16 protein-coding genes are annotated in these 18,401 nt (G+C 57.5%); 9 read left to right on the forward strand and 7 right to left on the reverse strand.

What is annotated here, in order from left to right; genetic code table 11:
• Positions 1–73: 73 nt before the first annotated feature.
• From VM554_02175 to VM554_02210, 8 genes are all read left to right on the forward strand, one after another.
• A complete protein-coding gene (locus VM554_02175; GenBank protein ID HVJ07166.1) occupies positions 74–424 on the forward strand; it encodes a hypothetical protein in 351 nt (116 codons plus the stop codon).
• Positions 425–685: 261 nt separating this feature from the next.
• Positions 686–1,606: a GGDEF domain-containing protein gene (locus VM554_02180; protein HVJ07167.1), complete on the forward strand. Its 921-nt coding sequence runs from the start codon at positions 686–688 to the stop codon at positions 1,604–1,606.
• Positions 1,607–2,497 (forward strand): flagellar motor stator protein MotA, encoded by an 891-nt coding sequence (gene motA / locus VM554_02185; protein HVJ07168.1) that lies wholly within the window; start codon positions 1,607–1,609, stop codon positions 2,495–2,497. It begins immediately after the preceding gene.
• A 1-nt stretch (position 2,498) separates the two neighbouring features.
• Complete coding sequence (locus VM554_02190; GenBank protein ID HVJ07169.1) at positions 2,499–3,278, forward strand: flagellar motor protein MotB; 780 nt, start codon at positions 2,499–2,501, stop codon at positions 3,276–3,278.
• A 73-nt stretch (positions 3,279–3,351) separates the two neighbouring features.
• Positions 3,352–4,296: an MBL fold metallo-hydrolase gene (locus VM554_02195; protein ID HVJ07170.1), complete on the forward strand. Its 945-nt coding sequence runs from the start codon at positions 3,352–3,354 to the stop codon at positions 4,294–4,296.
• Positions 4,297–4,461: 165 nt separating this feature from the next.
• Positions 4,462–5,109: a hemerythrin domain-containing protein gene (locus VM554_02200; GenBank protein ID HVJ07171.1), complete on the forward strand. Its 648-nt coding sequence runs from the start codon at positions 4,462–4,464 to the stop codon at positions 5,107–5,109.
• A gap of 182 nt (positions 5,110–5,291) precedes the next feature.
• Entirely contained in the window at positions 5,292–6,386 is a 1,095-nt protein-coding gene (locus VM554_02205) for an FAD:protein FMN transferase (protein ID HVJ07172.1), read from the forward strand.
• A complete protein-coding gene (locus tag VM554_02210) occupies positions 6,383–7,612 on the forward strand; it encodes a Gfo/Idh/MocA family oxidoreductase (protein ID HVJ07173.1) in 1,230 nt (409 codons plus the stop codon). The genes VM554_02205 and VM554_02210 overlap by 4 nt, the downstream gene beginning before the upstream one ends.
• A gap of 106 nt (positions 7,613–7,718) precedes the next feature.
• Here VM554_02210 and VM554_02215 read toward each other — a convergent pair whose 3' ends face one another.
• Both VM554_02215 and VM554_02220 read right to left on the reverse strand, forming a co-directional pair.
• Positions 7,719–8,993 (reverse strand): Gfo/Idh/MocA family oxidoreductase, encoded by a 1,275-nt coding sequence (locus VM554_02215; GenBank protein HVJ07174.1) that lies wholly within the window; start codon positions 8,991–8,993, stop codon positions 7,719–7,721.
• A gap of 9 nt (positions 8,994–9,002) precedes the next feature.
• On the reverse strand, positions 9,003–10,016 hold the full coding sequence (locus VM554_02220; protein ID HVJ07175.1) for a sugar phosphate isomerase/epimerase family protein: 1,014 nt from the start codon (positions 10,014–10,016) through the stop codon (positions 9,003–9,005).
• A 220-nt stretch (positions 10,017–10,236) separates the two neighbouring features.
• Between VM554_02220 and VM554_02225 the strand changes: the two genes are divergently transcribed.
• Positions 10,237–12,768: a TIM-barrel domain-containing protein gene (locus VM554_02225; protein ID HVJ07176.1), complete on the forward strand. Its 2,532-nt coding sequence runs from the start codon at positions 10,237–10,239 to the stop codon at positions 12,766–12,768.
• Positions 12,769–12,894: 126 nt separating this feature from the next.
• Here VM554_02225 and VM554_02230 read toward each other — a convergent pair whose 3' ends face one another.
• From VM554_02230 to VM554_02250, 5 genes are all read right to left on the reverse strand, one after another.
• On the reverse strand, positions 12,895–13,200 hold the full coding sequence (locus VM554_02230) for a hypothetical protein (protein HVJ07177.1): 306 nt from the start codon (positions 13,198–13,200) through the stop codon (positions 12,895–12,897).
• Positions 13,201–13,239: 39 nt separating this feature from the next.
• Positions 13,240–14,535 carry an MFS transporter gene (locus tag VM554_02235; protein ID HVJ07178.1) on the reverse strand — a complete coding sequence of 432 codons (1,296 nt, stop codon included), beginning with the start codon at positions 14,533–14,535 and terminating at the stop codon, positions 13,240–13,242.
• 299 nt (positions 14,536–14,834) lie between these two features.
• Positions 14,835–15,080 (reverse strand): non-oxidative hydroxyarylic acid decarboxylases subunit D, encoded by a 246-nt coding sequence (locus VM554_02240; GenBank protein ID HVJ07179.1) that lies wholly within the window; start codon positions 15,078–15,080, stop codon positions 14,835–14,837.
• Positions 15,077–16,510 carry a non-oxidative hydroxyarylic acid decarboxylases subunit C gene (locus VM554_02245; protein ID HVJ07180.1) on the reverse strand — a complete coding sequence of 478 codons (1,434 nt, stop codon included), beginning with the start codon at positions 16,508–16,510 and terminating at the stop codon, positions 15,077–15,079. The genes VM554_02240 and VM554_02245 overlap by 4 nt, the downstream gene beginning before the upstream one ends.
• Positions 16,511–16,979: 469 nt before the next feature.
• Entirely contained in the window at positions 16,980–18,203 is a 1,224-nt protein-coding gene (locus VM554_02250; GenBank protein ID HVJ07181.1) for a hypothetical protein, read from the reverse strand.
• Positions 18,204–18,401 lie beyond the last annotated feature (198 nt).

An 18,401-nucleotide genomic window follows, 5' to 3' on the forward strand; every position in this document is an offset into this window, starting at 1 on the left:
GACTTCTGCAACCTTTGCCGCGCGATGCTGTTTATCTGCATAGGCGGTTCGGGCCGGAAGAGGGGGCAGAGAGATGAAAAGAATCCTTGCAGGTGCGCTTGTTCTGTTTGCCAGCGGAGGGCTGCTTGGCTGCGTCGATCACCAGCAGTACATGATGTCCGCGCCTCCGCCTCCACCACCACCTCCGGGGATGGACTATCGCCAGCCACTGGTGGACACGGCAGAGCGCAATGGCTTTGCCGATGGCGCGAGAGATGGCCAGCGGGACCGCTACGAAGGCCACAGCTATCGTCCGACTCACGGTGATCGCTATGAGGATGCTCCTGGATATTTTCGCGAGCTGGGCGGGGACCGGGATACCTATCGCTCCTATTACCGGGATGGCTATCTCCGCGGCTACCATAGCGGCTATACCCGCGGCTAAAACAACCCCATACCTGAGCCGCGGTACACAGCGGAACGAATAGATCCGCAGAAAGAAGTGGCGCCGCAAGAAGAGAACGGCGAAGCAGGGTGCGGCGCGTTGTGAGCATTCGCAACTCCTAATAGTTCGGCTTCGAAATAGTCAGCGATGGCTTTCCCAGAGTCAAACAGTTTCGTAACTGTCTCAGGAGCCCCTGCCTGCTTCGCGTCAGCAGCATGAAGTTCTCCACTCCCTTGCCGATAGGGAGAGAGGAGGACTCGTATGCTACAGCTCGAGGATGCAGCCATCTGCCGTGCGGTTATTGACAGCCTCGAGCTGGGAGTGCAGGTAGTGGACCGCAAGTTGCGGATTGGTTATTGGAGCCGCGGCGCGGAGAAGATCACCGGCTACTCCAGTGCCGAGGTTCTGGACCGCCAATGCTGTGACGACCTGTGTCTCCACTGCAATGCGGCCGTGCCGCAGGAGGCGCATTCCGCCGCGTGTCCGTTAAAGATGACGATGGAGGACGGCGAGGGCCGCTCCACCCATGTATATCTGCGACACAAACTAGGGCATACCGTGCCGGTGCGCAGCAGGACACGCGTGCTGCGCGGTAGCAAAGGTGAAGTCGTCGGTGCGGTGGAATCCTTTCTGGAATTGCAGGCAGAGGTTGGGGAATCGTCCGACGGGATGCCCGCGTTGCAGGCAAGGCCACGATCGCGTGAGGAAGTGGAGTTGTGGCTGGAGCGGAGCCTGCAGATGCTGGCTTATGACCCACAGCCTTTTGGCGTGCTTCAGATTGAGGTGGATCAGCTCCCCCGGTTGCGGTTGACGCATGGCCATGATGCCACCGAGGCGCTAATGCGGGTGGTTACCCAGACGCTGGTCTGCACGTTGCATACTTCCGATGTTTTTGGCCGCGCTGGCGACAGCGGGTTTCTGGTGATTGCCCGTGACGCTAACGAGCGGGTGCTGGAGATGGATGCCGACTTTTTGCGCACTCTGGCCAAGTCGGTGGAGTTCCACTGGTGGGGCGATCGAATCCCTATCACAATTTCTGTGGGTGGCACGATGGCCGGTGCGGGCGATTGTCCACAGTCGGTCCTGGCCCGAGTGACGGCTGCCATTGATCGCAGCATCTCCGAGGGAGGAGATAAGGCTATCATCGTGGACAGCAGGGACAGTGGAAGGAATTCGGGCTAAATGTTCGCAATCGTTGGGCTTCTCGTTGTCTTCGGTGCGGTTCTCGGCGGCTTTCTCATGGAGAAGGGCCAGATCGCCGTGCTCCTGCAACCGGCGGAGTTGCTGATTATTGGTGGTGCGGCCGTGGGAACGCTGCTGGCCGCAAATCCGATGCACATTCTGAAGAGCATCGCGGGAGGTCTGAAGAACGTCTTCGGTGCGTCGCCATTCAGCAAGACACGCTATCTCGACACGCTGAAGATGATGTACGAATTTCTGAACAAGATTCGCCGGGAAGGGCTGCAGGCGGTAGAGGGCGATATCGAGACTCCGGAGGAGAGCAAGCTGTTTCAGCAATATCCGCTCTTCCTCAAGGAGCGGTATATCCGCGATTTTGTGTGCGACACGATGCGAATGGCCATCACTGGCGGCGTGGAGCCCTTCGATATGGACCAGATGATGGAGCTTGACATGGATGTCCGCCATCACGGTGCGACCCAGCCGGTCAATGCCTTGTCCACGGTTGCGGATGCCTTGCCAGGTTTGGGGATTGTCGCAGCGGTGCTTGGGGTAGTGATCACCATGGGGGCGCTTGGTGGCCCTCCCGAGTTGATTGGCCACAAGGTGGCGTCAGCCTTGGTTGGCACATTTCTTGGCATCCTGTTGTGCTATGGGCTGGTGGGGCCATTGAGTTCGAACATGGCAAAATCCGCAGAAGAAGAGCGCGCCTTCCTCCACGTCTTTCGAGTGCTGATGCTCTCGTTCATCAAGGGGCTGCCTCCGATTCTCGCAGTGGAAATCGCGCGGCGTGCTATTCCGTCGCACGTAAGGCCCTCGTTTGCCGAGATGGAGACCGCTTGCAAGAGCCAAGCTGCCGCTCCCGTGAAAACCGAGGAAGCGGTACACGCTTGACATGGAAAAACAGCGGCCCATTTACCTTATTCGCAGGAGAGCCCTGCATGACAGCCCTCATGGCGGCGCGTGGAAGGTGGCGTATGCCGATTTTGTGACGGCGCTGATGGCGTTGTTCATCGTGCTATGGCTGATGAATACCAGCGAGCATGTCCGCAAGGCGGTGGCGGGATACTTTAACGATCCCCTCGGCAGATCCAGCCAGACGGGGACAGACCGCACAGGCGCCTCAGACAATGTGGCCATTACGAAGGACAACATCAGCCAATTGAAGGAGCAGTTGCAGAAGTCGATTCGGGAGAAGGTGGAGTTAAGAAAACTTTCGGACCAGATCGAAATTACCGTCACGCCCGAGGGGCTGCGGATCGAATTGCTTGAATCCAAGGACGGAACCTTCTTCGAGAGCGGAAGCAGTGAACTGAGCACGAATGGGCGGGAGATTCTCGCCCTTGTTTCGGGCGAGTTGAAGACGCTGCCCAACAAGCTATCCATCGAGGGCCACACCGACTCCCAGGCATACGCACCGGGAAACACTTACGGTAACTGGGAGCTCTCCGTAGACCGTGCGAATTCGGCGCGTCGCAGTATGCAGGAGATGGGTATCCGGCGGGACCAGGTAGCCCAGGTGCGTGGCTACGCGGATCAGCGACTGCGGGTGCCCAGCAATCCACTTGATCCCTCGAATCGGCGCATCTCGTTGATCGTGCAATACCTCGACGCCCCACCCGTACCGACTGGCTCGTTGCCAACGGCTCCTGCGGCGACAGTTCTCCATCACTAATGGCGTTGCAGCAGTCGCCTGCAGATTTGTGTTGATTCTCCGGCGCTGCCCGGCGCATCTATCGTAGAAGCCTATGAAGCTTCCTGCAGGCACCGCCGCTGTGTTGAACAAGTTGGGCCAGTTCGGCAGGCTCGCTCGTGAATCCGCCTTTCACCCCATCAGCGGAGTTCCCCGCAAGCCTATCCTGCCGGCAAGTCCTGACGATCTGGGTGTGACTTTCATCGGGCATTCCTCCTTCCTGCTGCATATCGGTGGCCATAACCTGCTGATCGATCCTGTGTTTACCTCGCGCCTGGTGCTTCTGCGCCGGTTGCGACACCCTGGCGTCCTGGTTCGGGATCTGCCGCGCATCGATCTGGTGCTGCTGACGCATGCACATATGGATCACCTGAACCGGAGCTCCCTGCGGATGGTTCTGAGGAATGAGCGTGAGCGTCACGGGCATGCGCCGGTCGCGGTTGTTCCGGTGGGTGTGGATGACCTGGTGAACGATCTGGGCTTTGCGCGGGTGGAGACGATGGAGCTTTGGCAGACAAAGACGCTTGCCGGGCTGGAGATTACGCGCACCCCATCGAAGCACTGGGGAGCACGCTTCTTTCGCGATACTGACCGGGGCTTTGGCGGATATGTGCTCCGCAATGAAGCGCATTCGCTGTATCACTCGGGAGATACCGCATACTTTCACGGATTTGCGGAGATTGGCCGGCGTCTTGCTCCGAAGATTGCTTTGCTGCCTATCGGCGCGTATCACCCGGAAAGTTTTCGCACCGTTCACACCAGCCCCGAAGACGCGCTGCAGGGCTTCATCGACCTCGGCTCGCGCTGGATGATCCCGATGCACTATGGAACGTTTCGTCTGTCGCGTGAGCCCATGGACGAGCCTCCACGGAGGCTGCGGGAGGCCGCTGCCCGCGCAGGGCTGCGCGATTCCATCCGCATACTCGCCGAGGGCGAGACTGCGCTGTTTCCTCCAGAGGCTTCGAGCCGACAGGCGACCGCAGGAGTGGTAACGCATTGATGGAGCAACCGCATGCTTTGTCTGCTAAAAAGCCTTTTGTCTCGTGAATTTCGCAGAAACATTTTCTTGCCATGGCTGCATCTCTGCTTCTAGACTCCCAGCCTCGGGTTCTGAGCGGCACGGGTCGGATCGGGGAATCCGCTTCCCTTCCGCGGCTAGCGAGGAGTGACCAAAGTCGTAGCCGGGCCGATCGTGGCAATCTATCGTGGACGCAAGGCAGAAGAGAGGGGTAAAAGAATGGCGGTACAGATTGGAGCAAAGCTGGATAGCGGTTTTGACGATCCCATTGGTTTGCTCAAAGATTGCCATCGAAGGATCGAGAAGTTTTTAGGTATTCTTTCGCGCGTAGCCTCCACGGCTGCCGGACGCAGGCTGACCCCGGAAGAGGCGTCCGCCGTTGAGGTATCGAGGCGCTACTTTCAGAAGTCTGGGCCGCGGCATAACGCCGATGAGGAAGATTCGCTCTTTCCGCGCTTGCGGGCTTTTGCCGGGCCTCACAGCCTGGAGAAGATTGCGCGCCTGGAGAGTCAGCACCATCTGACCAGTGGTCTTCACAACGAGGTGGACCGCCTCTTTGGGCTTTGGATTGCGGAAGGGTTTTTAACGCCTCTGCAGCAGGACCTGCTCACATCCGATTGCCGCACGCTCGAACTCATCTACGCCGAACACATCGAGGCCGAAGAGAAGGCCGTGTTTCCGCTGGCTGCTGAGTTTCTGGATGCCAAGGCTATGGCGGATATTGGGGATGAGTTCCGCGTGCGGCGTACAGAATCGGCGACAGAACCGGCGGCAGAAACAGCGATGGTGAAGTAGGTTTCCGCACTCGCAAAACACGGCATTCGCAAGGTATATATAGCCCTGCCCTGTGGGTGCCCATGCGGGGAGAACCCTCCGTGCGCCTCCCCTCCATGTAGGCCTGAGCCCTCCCACCAGCATAAGTTATGACTACTTCCATGATGTCCTGATAGTCTGGCTGGCAGAGTTTTCCTCTACAGATGAAAGATCGCCAGAATATCCGACGCGTGTTTCCGTGCCTGTTCGCGGCCCTGGTTGTGACAGCATGTGCTGCCAGCGCGAGTGAACTGAAGCCTCCAGCGCCTGCACAACAGGTCTTTCTGGAGACACATCCCGCGATGGGGACCATCTTTTCGATCTATCTCTATGCGCCCTCCGAGCAAGCGGCGCGCACTTTGGCCGAGGCAGCGTTTGATGAAGTGGACCGGGTGGACGAGCTGCTGAGTAACTATCGTCCATCGAGCGAGCTCTCGCGCATCAATCGCGAAGCCGCACAGGGACCGGTGGTGACGGACCGCGAGACCTTCAGCTTTCTGGCTACATCACTGGACTGGAGTGCGCGCACCGGGGGCGCATTCGACATCACTGTGGGAAGGCTGATGAAGGCCTGGGGATTCTTTCGAGCGAGCGGCCATGTTCCCAGTGAAGCTGAGCTGGCCGAGACAGGAAGACAGGTTGGATGGCAGAAGGTGATCCTGAATCCGCAGCAGCGGAGTGTGCGCTTTAATGTCAATGGCGTTGAACTCGATCCCGGCGGCATCGGCAAGGGCTATGTTGTGGACCGGATGGTGGATTTGCTGCGGGCGCAACACGTTAGCGCAGCGTTGATCTCCGCAGGGGGAAGCACCATCTATGCCATTGGCGCACCTCCGGGCGAGCGTGGCTGGAAGGTACAGGTTCCCAACCCGGAAGACAAGCAGCGGCCGATCTCGACAGTTCTGTTGCGGGATACTTCATTGTCAACCTCTGCGTGCAGCGAGAAGTTTTTCGTGCTGGAAGGGCACAGGTACTGCCACATCATGGATCCGCACACGCTAAGGCCGATAGAGAACATGGTGCAGACGACGGCCATTCATCCATCGGCGACGGCGAGCGATGCTCTGTCCTCCTCCCTGTTCGTACTTGGGCCGGAAGCCAGCGAGCGCTTGCTGAACGACATGCCGCAAGCCTCGGCACTTTTGTTGTCGGGCCATACACATGTGGAACACTGCACCTCTATTCGTTGGAATGATTCTTTGGACGGTGACGTCTGCCACCACACGGCAGCGAAGATACCCAGAAAGGAAGCACCATGAATCGCAGAAGTTTTCTTCGCGGAGCGTCGGCCTCTGTAATGGCCTCTGGCATGACACCCGTATTCGCACAAAGCCTGGAGAAGAGTCTTGCTCCAAGTGACACGGTTTCAGTGGGAGTGATCGGTCCGGGAAGCCGCGGACAGGAATTGATGCGGAAGCTGTTACGTACTCCGGGGGTGGGTATTACCGCGGCTTGCGATATCTACGAGCCGCGATTCGCGGAGGTCGATCAACTGGTGGGGAGCGCTGTTCCTCGATACAAAGATTATCGCCAGTTGCTCGAACGCAAGGATCTGGACGCCATCGTTGTGGCGACGCCGCTGTATCTTCACGCGGAGCACGTAAAGGCCGCTCTCAATAGCGGGCGGGCCGTCTATGGCGAGAAGTCGATGGGATTCACCGCAGAGGATTCGCAATCGATCCTGCAGACGGTGCAACAAAGCGGGAAGATCTTCCAGGTAGGCCATCAGTACCGTTATGCGGCATGGTTTCAGGATGCGGTAAGCCGTGCGCGGGATTTGCAGATTGGCCGCGTGACCCAGGTAGTTGCGTACTGGAATCGGAATAACGATTGGCGGCGACCGGTGGCGGATCCAAAGGATGAGCGGCTGATCAATTGGCGTCTTTACAAGGAGTACTCGGGAGGACTGCTGACAGAGCTGGGTTCACATCACATCGACCTGGCCAACTGGGTGTTTGGCGAGCAACCCACGGACGTGATGGGTACAGGCAGCATAGCCGTGTATCACGATGGCAGGGAAGTGGACGACAACGTCCAGGTTGTCTTCGGCTACTCCGAAGGCCGGCGGCTTACCTTCACGTCGATGACGAGTAATAGCCTGGTGGGTGAGCAAATCTGGATCTACGGAACCAACGGCAGCCTGCAACTTACGCTGCAGGATGCAACGTTCTATTACGAGCCGCGGCCCGTTCACCCCGTCAGTCCACAGTCAGAGGTGATGCAGCATGGCGTGACCACAGGCGCTTCGTTCCGCGCAGGGGGCGAGATGCCCTACCGTGGAAAGGGCACCCCGCTCGGCTCGGCGAACGGAGACGATCCAACGCAGCTTGCCTGCCAGTCTTTCATCGAGTGCGTGCGGGAGAAGAAGGCACCGATTGCGGATGTGCACGTGGGATATCGAGCGGCGATCGCTGCGACCTATGCGAACCGCTCGATCCAATCGGGTTGCAAAGAGACGATTCCGCCGGCACCTGCCGCGGGATAGTGGCTTTGCGGTATCTCTGAATTGTGGCTCTCGAACGAATGCCCGATGCGAATCCTCCTGCTGAAGGACCGCACCAGGCATTCGGATGTAGCTTGCGAAATGACGCTTATCGAAACTGCGTCATTTCGATCTTTACCTGGTATACCTCGTCATGAGCCAGGAATTCCTCCCATGTGACTTCACGGCCCAGCCGCCCAGCCATACGTCCCAGCATGGCGCTGTGGGCGCTCTCCACTCCGGTTGCAATCTGATTGTGGAAGTGGCCTGAGACGATGCTTTGGATGAAGCCGCGATCTTTTTCCTGGTCGGCGTGCGCAAGGTTGTCTGAGAATGCGCCATTCGCGGCGAACCCGGCGGGCTCGCTGCCCTCCTTGGGAGGAGCATCGCCGGTCCATGTCCATGCATTCTGGCCAACGATTCTCACCGGGCCGGAGTAGGGAGACTCGGAAAGGCCCAGTGATCCAAAGACGCGCTCGGAGACATCGAACCAGTTTGTCGAGCCGAATTGTGTGCTGGAAAAATTCACACGCACATTGTCTGGATAGGTGAAGACTACCTGGTAGTTGTCCCACGTATCGCCAAAATGGGTGAGGACGTTTCTTCCTCCGCTTGCGAATGCCTTGATTGGGTGGCCCTGAAGCATCCAGTTGCAGATATCGATGACGTGGATGTTCTGCTCGACAAGGATGTCGCCGGAGAGTTGCCTATCCCACAACCAGTTTCGCAGGCGAAGCTCATCGGCTGAGACGCCGGGCCTGTCCGGATACTTTGAGGCGGGTGCATTGTAGTGTGCGTCAATCGATACGATCTTGCCGAGCGCACCGTCGTGAATGCGCCGTACCAGCTCGACATAAGGCGGTGCGCTGCGCAGTTGGAAGCCGACATCGACGCTCACGCGGCCCTCGGCGCGCTTGCCGATCTCCAGCGCATGGCTGCTCTGCGCGATGTCGACGCCGACCGGCTTCTCGCAGTAGGCGTGTTTTCCAGCAGCGACAACTGCTTCCAGGTGCTGGACGTGAAACCAGGGTGGCGTAGAGATCTGTACCGCATCGATGCCCTTCGATGCTGCCAGCTCTTCATAAGCCTTGTAGCCACGGAACATCAAGGATGGATCGGGGCCCGCGTAGCCAAGGGAGGAATTCAGTTTGTCAAAATACGCTTTGCCCTTGTCGAGCTGATCGGGAAAGATGTCCGCGAGCGCGACGATGCGTGCGCTCGTATTGTTGGCAAACGAGGTAGCCACCGCCGTTCCGCGTGAGCCGCATCCCAGCAGCCCAAGGCGTACGGCGGAGTTGGCTTCGTATCCAAAGGCCGTCTTCGGCTTGAGAATCAAAAGTCCCGACGCGGCCGCGGCGGTACTGAGGAACTGTCTTCTATCCAAGGTTGCTCCTTATGCGCGATACGTAGCCGATTGAGCCTGCGCAATAATTTGTTCGAGATATATCTTCTCCTGCTTTACATCTTCGATCTGCTGCGGACCGGAGGTTTCCCGCTCAATGGTGATGGCGCCGCGATAGCCAAGTTCATGCAGCCGGGTGAAGACGCGCAGGAAATCGACGCGGCCCTTGCCGATGAGCACTTCCTCGCCGAGCTTCATCGGATCGGTTGGCCACATTCCATCCTTTGCGTGCACGCTCTTCACGTGCCTGCCGATGATCTCGACGGCATCGACAGGGTTGGCCTTGCCATAGAGGATGAGGTTGGCGGTGTCGAGACCGACGCCGAGCGTTGGGACGTTGACATCCTTGATTGCACGCAGGAGAGTGGTCGGCGTCTCCTGTCCTGTCTCCATTAAAAAATTCTGTCCGTTGCCGGCGCAGTGCTGTGCCACTTGCCGGATGGCAAGAACAGTCTCCTCATAGAACGGATCTTTGGGATTTTCTGGAATGAAGCCGCAATGCGTCTGAACTTGCGGGATGCCGATCAGCTTGGCGAAGTCCGAGGTCTGCTTCAGTGCGTCGATCCTCGCTTGCCGCGTCGCGCGAGGGACAAGTCCGATGGTGGAGGGGCCTTCGAGAAAATCCCATACCAGCGGGCCGGGCTGCACGACTTCCGCACAGGTCGCGGTCACGCCATTCTTATCCAGCAACCCGCTTAGCTGACGCGCAAGAGACGGGGTATATTTCCCCAGATATCCGTCGATGGAGAAAAAGCAGTTGGAGAACCCAAGATCCTTGACTCGTGAGATGGTGGCTTCCGGTCCTTGCGAGGGCTGGATGAGCAGGCCGACTGCCATTGGCTTCAACGCCGCGAGTGCTGCAGCAGACTGCTCCTGGCCGGCTTCATTCTCCGACGAAGTCGACTTTGAATCTGTGAGGTGTTCGACGACGGCGGCTCTAGTAAAAGAGCTGGTTTGCATGACAGCAGCACCGATGGCCGCGCTCAAAAATTCCCTCCGCTGCATGTATCTCCTCCAATGCAAATAAGCCTACATGATCCTTCTTGCCTGGGCAGGAAGATCTCTATTTCCGATACGAAGCCATTCTATCTGCGTCTGCAAGGTTGACTGTTTGCGCTGGGCTTCCGGCCTGCGCTGTTATCATGATGGGCAACAGAAAATTGATGTTTGGTGAGTTCAGATGATGCTGTCCGTTTGCCACAGATTCCTTGTATCGTGCCTGGTTTTGCCAGGTATATTCAGCTTTGCAGCCGCTCAGACCGCGGCGTCTGTCTCTCCCCAGCCGCGGGTTGAGATCGAAGCAGTCACCAGCACCCAACCACTACGAGATGGCATACAGATTCAGGCGGGCGCGGCACAGATCCGCATCACAGCTCTCCGCGACGACATTCTTCGCGTGCGCGTAGCTCCTGGCGCAGCGCTGCCGGAAGACGCCTCGTGGGCAGTTCTCCCCGATGTGCGTGGCAAGTCCATTGAGGTGCAGCCCACTGAAGATGCTGCCTCTGTTGGCTTCCGTACCGCATCTCTGGATGTTCGGGTGGAACGCAAGCCGCTGCGTCTGGTCATTCGTGATCTTGCCGGCAACATCATCTCCGCCGATGCGGTTGGGCGCCCCACTGAGTTCAACCTGGGCGGCTTCTCGGTCTATAAGGAGATGCCTGCCGATGAGCACTTCTTCGGCCTGGGCGATAAGTCCGGATCCTTCGATCGCAGGGCGCAGGCCTTTACACTCTGGAACACTGACGTTGGCCCGCAGGAGTCTACCGATCCTCTTTACAAGAGCATTCCTTTCTTTCTCGGCATCAGCGGTGGACGCAGCTATGGCATCTTTCTCGACAATACGTGGCGTACCTGGATTGACTTTGGCAAACAGGCGCGGGACGCGTATGCCTTCGGCGCGGAGGGCGGCCCGCTCGACTACTACCTGCTCTACGGACCAGCACCCAAGCAGGTTGTCGAGGGCTATGCGTACCTGACCGGGAAACCACCGCTACCTCCACTATGGTCGCTGGGCTTCCAGCAGTCCCGCTATAGCTATAGCCCCGAGTCCGAGCTGCGCAGTGTTGCCGACCGTCTGCGTGCGGACAAGATTCCATCCGATGTGGTGTACCTCGATATCGACTATCAGTACAAGAATCGCCCCTTCACGGTGGATCCAGGGCGCTTTCCGAACTTTCCGGGGCTGGTTTCCGATCTCCAAAAGCAACACTTTCACCTGGTGACGATTACCGATCTGCATATCGCGCACGCAGTAAACCAGGGATATGCGCCCTATGACACGGGCCATGCGGGCGATCATTTTGTAAAGAATCCCGATGGAACGGAGTTCGTTGGCGTGGTGTGGCCGGGGCCAGCGGTCTTTCCTGACTTCACTCGCGCACAGACGCGCGAATGGTGGGGTGGCCTCTACAAACAATTCGTTCAGGATGGCGTTGCAGGATTCTGGAACGACATGAACGAGCCCTCTGTCTTCGACGGCCCAGGCAAGACCATGCCTCTGAATACCGTGCATCGGATTCAGGAGCCGGGCTTCGCTACGCGCACCGCCACTCACGCGGAGATTCACAACATTGTGGGACTGGAGAACGCCCGCGCGACCTATGAGGGTCTTCTCAAGTTGCGCCCAGAGGAGCGTCCCTTTGTTCTCACGCGGGCTACCTTCGCCGGTGGTCAACGCTATGGCTTCACCTGGACGGGAGACAACTCCGCTACATGGAACCATCTTCGCCTTGCCACGCAGATGATAATGAATCTTGGCATCAGCGGCATCTCCTTTGTGGGCGATGACATTGGCGGATTCAACGGCTCGCCGGAACCGAACCTGCTGACTCGCTGGATTGAAGTGGGTGCCTTCAATCCGCTGTACCGCGATCACACGACGCTTGGCTCTTTGCCGCAGGAAGTGTGGGTCCACGGACCAAAGCACGAGGACATCCGCCGCCGCTACATTGAGACGCGCTATCGGCTGCTGCCGTATATCTATACCCTGGCAGACGAAGCCTCGCGTACCGGCCTGCCCCTGGTGCGCCCTGTGTTCCTTGAGTTCCCGGAGGTCTTTGCTCCGCATGCTCCTTCATTCGACGCACTGGACACGGAGTTTCTGCTTGGACCCAGCCTGCTGGTTGCTCCACCGCCGTTTGCGGAGACGCTCGATGACTACACGGTTTCGTTGCCAAAGGGTCAGTGGTACGACTTTTGGACAGGGGCAAAGAAGTCCGCTCCTGCGCCGGGGCCATCCTTCGCCGAAGAGGTGACCGAGGAGGCAGCAGGGAAGAGCGAAAAGTCTGTTCCGCCTCCGACGATTCACCCCGTTTTGGAGACTCTGCCCGTCTATGTACGAGAGGGCAGCATCCTTCCGCTTCAGCCCCTGGTGCAGAGCACCGACGAGACCCCGGTTGGGCCGCTGGAGCTTCGCGTGTATCCTGGGCCGCAGTGCAGCGGCTCTCTCTACCTGGACGACGGGCACACGCTGCGTTACCAGCATGGCGATTTCCTGCGTCAGGCCTTTACCTGCAGGAGCGACGGAAATAATCTGCGCGTCAGCTTCGGTAGCCGACAGGGAGGGTATGCGCCCTGGTGGAAGAGTATCGAAGTGGTGATCTACGACTGGCCCTCGGCGCAGGCGGATGCCAGATTCGGGAACACTGCAACGTCGCTGAAGACAACCTATGATGCTAGTCTGCACGCGCTCCACGTGCTCATTCCGGATGTGGCGGGAGATGGCGAACTCAGCGTTGCGGGACGGACAGCACACTAGTTTTACAACCACTACAATTAACTGGAATCTCAGGCGCGGCTATCCTTCATTGGAGGCCCCGCCTTTTGTATTTTAGGAAGCCGCACTTTTGTGTTTGAGGAGTTGCGTGGGTATATGCTGGCCTGGTTATCTGCCGCTCCAATGACTTGCGACATGCATCGTGAAGTGTGTCCCCATCGCGATCGCCCACAGCAGGATGCCAAGCGCGAATGGTCTTTTCTTCTGCCACAGAGCCACGGTAGCGAGCAGGGAAGTTGCTTCCGGCACGGCAAAGACCAGAAACCAGGCAGGCCAGGGCACTTGTCCCTTCCCCAGAGCGGGAAAGAGATGCTGCGAGAGCAGCAGGAGGCCGATTCCGCAGACGTTTAACGCAAGAGCAATGCCAACTCCTGACACGAATCCTGCGGTATTTCTCGCTAAGTGGTTCGGCATTTGTTCCTCGCATGCAACCATTTCCAGCGAATGCATCGCTTAAATGGCAGGGTCTGGAGGCGCCTTCGCCATTGGATCCTTTGACGCTTCCATAGTGGGAAGAGGAAGGCGTCCGGTCCAGTTTGCCCAGCCCCAAAAGATTGCGGTGGTGGAACTGAGCAATCCCGCAACTATGCCGATCGACCGCGGGCTGTAGCGTGTGGAAGCGATTCCGGCTCCCATCATCGATATCATCATCATGGTCCAGGTCAGCGTCTCGATGGTAGCGAAGACGCGTCCACGATATCGGTCGGCGACGGTGCGCAGGAGATACGAATAATTCAGAACAGAGTTCACGGCTATGCCACTGCGCGAAACGAAGATGAAGAGCAGGGCCATATCGAATCGTTGCGCACGGCTAAAGAGAACATACGCGCCTCCGTGAACGACATAGTCGATAAAGACGGTGAGCTTGTAGGCGTTGAAGGAAAGCCGCCTGCCGAGCCAGTTCGCCAGTGCTCCTCCGGCCAGCAGGCCCAGGCCGGCACAGCCCCAGATGATCCCAATGCCTGAAGCTCCGCGATTGAAGACTACCTCGCCAAAGAGCGTGAAGAGAATCTGCGCCGCGCCGCCGCCGGTGGCCCAACCAACAGCGAGCAATGCGATGGCCAGCACAAGTGGCACGGAGCGCATGTAACGAAGGCCCTCGCGGTATTCGTGCCAGGGGCGGATCACCTCTTCTTCAGCCAGCACCTTGTTCTTCGCACGAAAACCGGATGCATCCGGTGCGCACAGGTGCCAGATGCACCAGGCGGAAAAGACAAACGAGCCGGCATTGAAAACGAAAGCCCACTTGTATCCGATGGCGACGACGGTGGCGCCCAGAAAGGTTCCGATTGTGAGCGTCATCCACTGCGTAGTCTGAGTCAGCGAGTTGGCGGTGTGGATCTCTTCCGGGTTGGCGATTGTCGGCAGGATTGCCGAACGACCCGCCGTGAAGAAGGGCGACGCGACCATGAGCAGAGCGCTGAAGAGATACAGCACCCAGATGCGGTGCGACGTGAGAGCAAAAATAAAGCCGAGTGCGACCAGTGCCCGCATCAGATCGCTGGCAATCATGATTCGCTTGCGGTCGAACCGGTCCAGCAGCACACCTGCGAGCGGGCCCATCGTGATGGCGGGAACTGCACGGGCTAACAGGACTCCGGTGACGACCAGGCCGGAATGAGTGAGCGCCATGGCCAATGAGAAGACGGCGATATTGTTGAAATTGTCGCCAATCTCGCTGACAATCTGGCCCATCCACATAAAGCGGTAATTGCGGTTTCGGCTGAGTAGTTGGAGGAATTCGTGCATCAGCCGCGCTGACCTCTCTGACCTGCGCCCCCATCGCGCGCAGCAAGGCAAGCCTCTCTATTCTCAGCGCAGAGTTTAAAGACAATTCTGCGCATTAGTGGACCCCAGACTCAAAGAAACCATCCCCGCAGCTTTCTATCGAATGTTCTGAATTAGCCGAGTGGCGCGTCAACTCAGATGTTCTGAGTCGACGCTGGCCACCAGCGAATAAGGATAGATGACCTTATTATGGTACTGCAGTCCACCCATCCTTCAACACTCGCATCCAGCACCCGCATCCCGCCGCGGGCTTATCCGAACTACTTCTTAATCAGTTCCGGCACCGTTGGCACGATCTGGAATGTATCCATATCTTCCGGAGCAAATTTGAAGTTGGGGTTGTATTTTTTAGCATCCGTAATGAAGTCCGGCTCCGTGGATCGCCAGGCGAAGAAACAAACGGGGCATCGATAGACAACCCACACTCCCGGATCAGGAGATTTCGTCAGCACTTCGGTCTTGTCTGTTTCGCAACGTGGGCACATGGGATATTTCTCAGCGGTCATCGTGAACCTCCCTTTTGAGCAATCATGTCGGTTATCTTCTTCATCCATTCCTGGGTGCCGGATGGATCGCGAAGCTCCTGGCTGTAATGACCGTGAGTCTCAGGCGGAAGGGGAGTCGTCGCATCGATCACCATCTTGTAGGTCATCCCCTCTGGATCCGATCCTGGATCTAACGAAAGCACGGGCATGCCTGGAAGGACAACGAGATCAAACTGCGGATTGAATTTGGTTGAAATTGCCCACATCACCTGCGGGAGATTGTAGGGATCGACCGTCTCATCCACAACGATGACGACCTTGGCATAGCCCATCCCGTGTGGAGTGGACAATACGCGCAGGCCGACCGACTTGGCGAATCCTCCAAAGCGCCGCTTGGTGGAGACGATCACCACTAGCCCATGCGTATAAAGAGCATTGACGGAGACAACCTCCGGGAAGGTCTCCTTGAGTTGCACGTAGAGCGGAGCTCCAGTATTAATGCCAAGCAGGTAGTCGATCTCTGTCCAGGGCATGCCCAGGTAGAGGTGTTCGAAGATCGGGTTCTTGCGGTGCGAGACTCGCTCGATCTCGATCACGGGCATGCGGCGCCCTCCGGAATAGTGACCGGTAAACTCGCCGAATGGTCCTTCGGCCTCTCTTACCCTGGAAAGAATCTTTCCTTCGAGGACGAACTCGGATCCCCAGGGCGCATCGAGGCCCTTCAACTCGGTTGTGGTAACCGGATATGGAGCACCTTGCAAAGCGCTCGCCATCTTGTATTCCGACTGGTTGTACAGGATCGGCATGCCGGAGACAATGCTCATCAGCGGATCGTTGCCGAGGCAGATCGCAACTGGCAGATCCTTGCCTTGCTCTTCTGCTCGCGCAAGGTGAATCGCGATGTCATGTTCCGGAACAGGCTGAATGCCAATCCGATTGCGCCCCTTTACTTCGAGCCGGTACATTCCGCAATTCTGCGTGTCTACGTTGTCCCAGTCGTCGAGATCGCGCGACACGACCGTTGCCTTGTCGATATAAAAACCGCCATCGCCGCTATTAATGCGGAGAAGAGGCATCAGGTCGTACAGGTTGATGTCCTTATCGACGACAACTTCCTTCCATGGCGCGTCGGTACGCTTCTCGATCGTTCCTGGATAGGTCTGGTATCTCCTCACGAACTCAAAGAACTGTTCCTTGAGAGGCGTGTCCTTGGGCATACCGATTGCGAGTGCATGATTGGGCCAGGACGCGTGCACGTTCATCGCAACCTTCGCCGTCTTATAGCCCTTGATGTTCTCGAAAAACAGCGCGGGCGATTGGTCGCCCAGTTTCGTTCCAGCACACGCGGCAGAGCCGAGGTCAGGCTCGGGTAGAACAGGATCTGTGATCCTGAGCAATTGCCCATTCTTTTCCAGGACGCTGAGAAATTCGCGTAAATCCCTGTATGCCATATACAAACTCCGTATCCCTTGCGCCGAATCCGTATGCTTCCATGATGCTCGACGCAGCTAGTTTACGATTCGTTATTTTTGTGGGGAGCTGGTCATGCGGGCTTCCGTGCTCGCGCCACCCATTCGCACTTGGTTGTTTAAGCAATGATGCTGAGCACCCGGTTTGCGAATTCTTCGACGAGGTTATTCGCCGCTATAAAAATGCTAGCGCTATTGGGAAGATGATGGCACCTGCTTCAGTACTGCGAGCTTGTTCTTAGTGATACTCAGCGAAGATTCTCGGACGCAGAGGATCAGCGGAACTCCCTCTTTTAATGTCACACATCCGTCGCCCTCTCGATAAGATCGATTGCCTCGTATGCGATGCGGGACAATGCTCAACTGCAAGGCGGCACTATAACGACGGCCGTCGTGGGGTAAGAGCCGCTTGTAATGGGAGAGGTCAAATCCTGATCTCAGGGATGAGGAGCTACCACACATGAACTGAGACGAGCTGCGGGGGGCCTGCTTCGCCACCGATGACCTTCGTTTGGATAACTGCCTCTACATTCCGATCTTCCCAATGGGCGGGAAGCTTCGAAACTAGTTCCCGGAGCGACGATTCAGCCGTCAGAAATTCGGCTGCTGCCGAAGTGCCACTGCCTCCAATACCCGCTGCTATAAAGATGGGCTTCTCCGAAGTAGCATCATGCAGTCGCGCGACGATGGCGTAATCCTGCTTGATCTGCGAGTGAGGGAGTGAAAAGTCTATATGCCATCCCGTATTCTCCGGATGTTGTCGATCCGCAATCATGGCAAGCTTTGCCTCAGGAACAACTGCAAAATGGAACCGCAATGGATCGGTAATGTGCAGTGTCCAAGGATTATTGAGGCCGGCGACGAGCACCACAGGGCCACCGCGCAGATCGTTATAGGTGGTGGTTGCGGAAGAAAGCGTCCGGTAAGATTGCCCATGCATTGAGAGGAGAGAAGCAAATCTTTCCAACGCAATCGCATCCACGAGCCCGACACGGTCCGATCGTCGGGTATCTTCGCCTGCGCTCTGAAGTTCCGGGGACGAAGGCGGTTGTGCTGGAACGGGGTTGCCTATGATGCCCACTGCGAGAAGCACCGGTGAAGGAGAATGAAATGCCGGCTGCCACCATTTGTCGAGCGCGGCGTGACTTTGTGCTCGCCATTCAGCAGCTAAGGCAAGCAGAACAAGGATGGATAAAAGCCCCGCCAATGGAATAACGATCTTCTTCTTTATCCGTGGCTGGCGGATCGAAGGTAACTCGATCTCACCGTCAATTACCGCCAACTCTTCCGCTTGTCGCGGTGTAGCGACGGGAAAGAATTCTGGCACATAGGAGCCTGGAGAGAGTTCGATCCGCAGTTCCTGCTCGTGCCCGTTCTCGTGGTAATACTGTGCGATTCGCCTTCGGACTTCCCCTGAGGTAACGCGAACGATGGGATCGTTGTTGGTGTCGTACAGGGGATCGCGCCCAAAAACCTCGACACCTATCGTACGTTCCTTCAGAAAGTCTCTTTGTCCGGCAAGACTCTTCTCGACCACATAGCGGAGAAATGGTGAGTACCGTTTGCTGTGTTTGAACAGCGGACTTAGCAGAATCCGCTCGAGTTGCTCGGCGACCATCGCCCGGTCATTCGAGCTACTAGGGATCCAGTTGGTTGTGCTGGGCTCAGTCGACATTGTCACGTGTACCTGCACTGTCCATAAATAGAACCAAAAGGTACAGCTTCGCGCCGACGAATGTCAAAGGGGCAGTCCCCGGTAGTTTGTGGTTTGACGACCGTATGATACGTGCCTTCCAGATTTGTATTACGTCAGTTTAAGCCCAACATACTAAAGCGGCTGCAGCCAGCACAGGCATCATACTCAGCGCACATA

Source organism: Acidisarcina sp. (assembly GCA_035539175.1).
Classification (GTDB): Bacteria; Acidobacteriota; Terriglobia; order Terriglobales; family Acidobacteriaceae; genus JANXZS01.

Bases quoted from the DNA above. Each gene is read 5' to 3' on its own strand.
- VM554_02175 (HVJ07166.1), top strand. From the start codon at position 74: ATGAAAAGAATCCTTGCAGGTGCGCTTGTTCTGTTTGCCAGCGGAGGG.
- VM554_02180 (HVJ07167.1), top strand. From the start codon at position 686: ATGCTACAGCTCGAGGATGCAGCCATCTGCCGTGCGGTTATTGACAGC.
- motA (HVJ07168.1), top strand. From the start codon at position 1,607: ATGTTCGCAATCGTTGGGCTTCTCGTTGTCTTCGGTGCGGTTCTCGGC.
- VM554_02190 (HVJ07169.1), top strand. From the start codon at position 2,499: ATGGAAAAACAGCGGCCCATTTACCTTATTCGCAGGAGAGCCCTGCAT.
- VM554_02195 (HVJ07170.1), top strand. From the start codon at position 3,352: ATGAAGCTTCCTGCAGGCACCGCCGCTGTGTTGAACAAGTTGGGCCAG.
- VM554_02205 (HVJ07172.1), top strand. From the start codon at position 5,292: ATGAAAGATCGCCAGAATATCCGACGCGTGTTTCCGTGCCTGTTCGCG.
- VM554_02210 (HVJ07173.1), top strand. From the start codon at position 6,383: ATGAATCGCAGAAGTTTTCTTCGCGGAGCGTCGGCCTCTGTAATGGCC.
- VM554_02220 (HVJ07175.1), bottom strand. From the start codon at position 10,016: ATGCAGCGGAGGGAATTTTTGAGCGCGGCCATCGGTGCTGCTGTCATG.
- VM554_02230 (HVJ07177.1), bottom strand. From the start codon at position 13,200: ATGCCGAACCACTTAGCGAGAAATACCGCAGGATTCGTGTCAGGAGTT.
- VM554_02235 (HVJ07178.1), bottom strand. From the start codon at position 14,535: ATGCACGAATTCCTCCAACTACTCAGCCGAAACCGCAATTACCGCTTT.
- VM554_02240 (HVJ07179.1), bottom strand. From the start codon at position 15,080: ATGACCGCTGAGAAATATCCCATGTGCCCACGTTGCGAAACAGACAAG.
- VM554_02245 (HVJ07180.1), bottom strand. From the start codon at position 16,510: ATGGCATACAGGGATTTACGCGAATTTCTCAGCGTCCTGGAAAAGAAT.
- VM554_02250 (HVJ07181.1), bottom strand. From the start codon at position 18,203: ATGTCGACTGAGCCCAGCACAACCAACTGGATCCCTAGTAGCTCGAAT.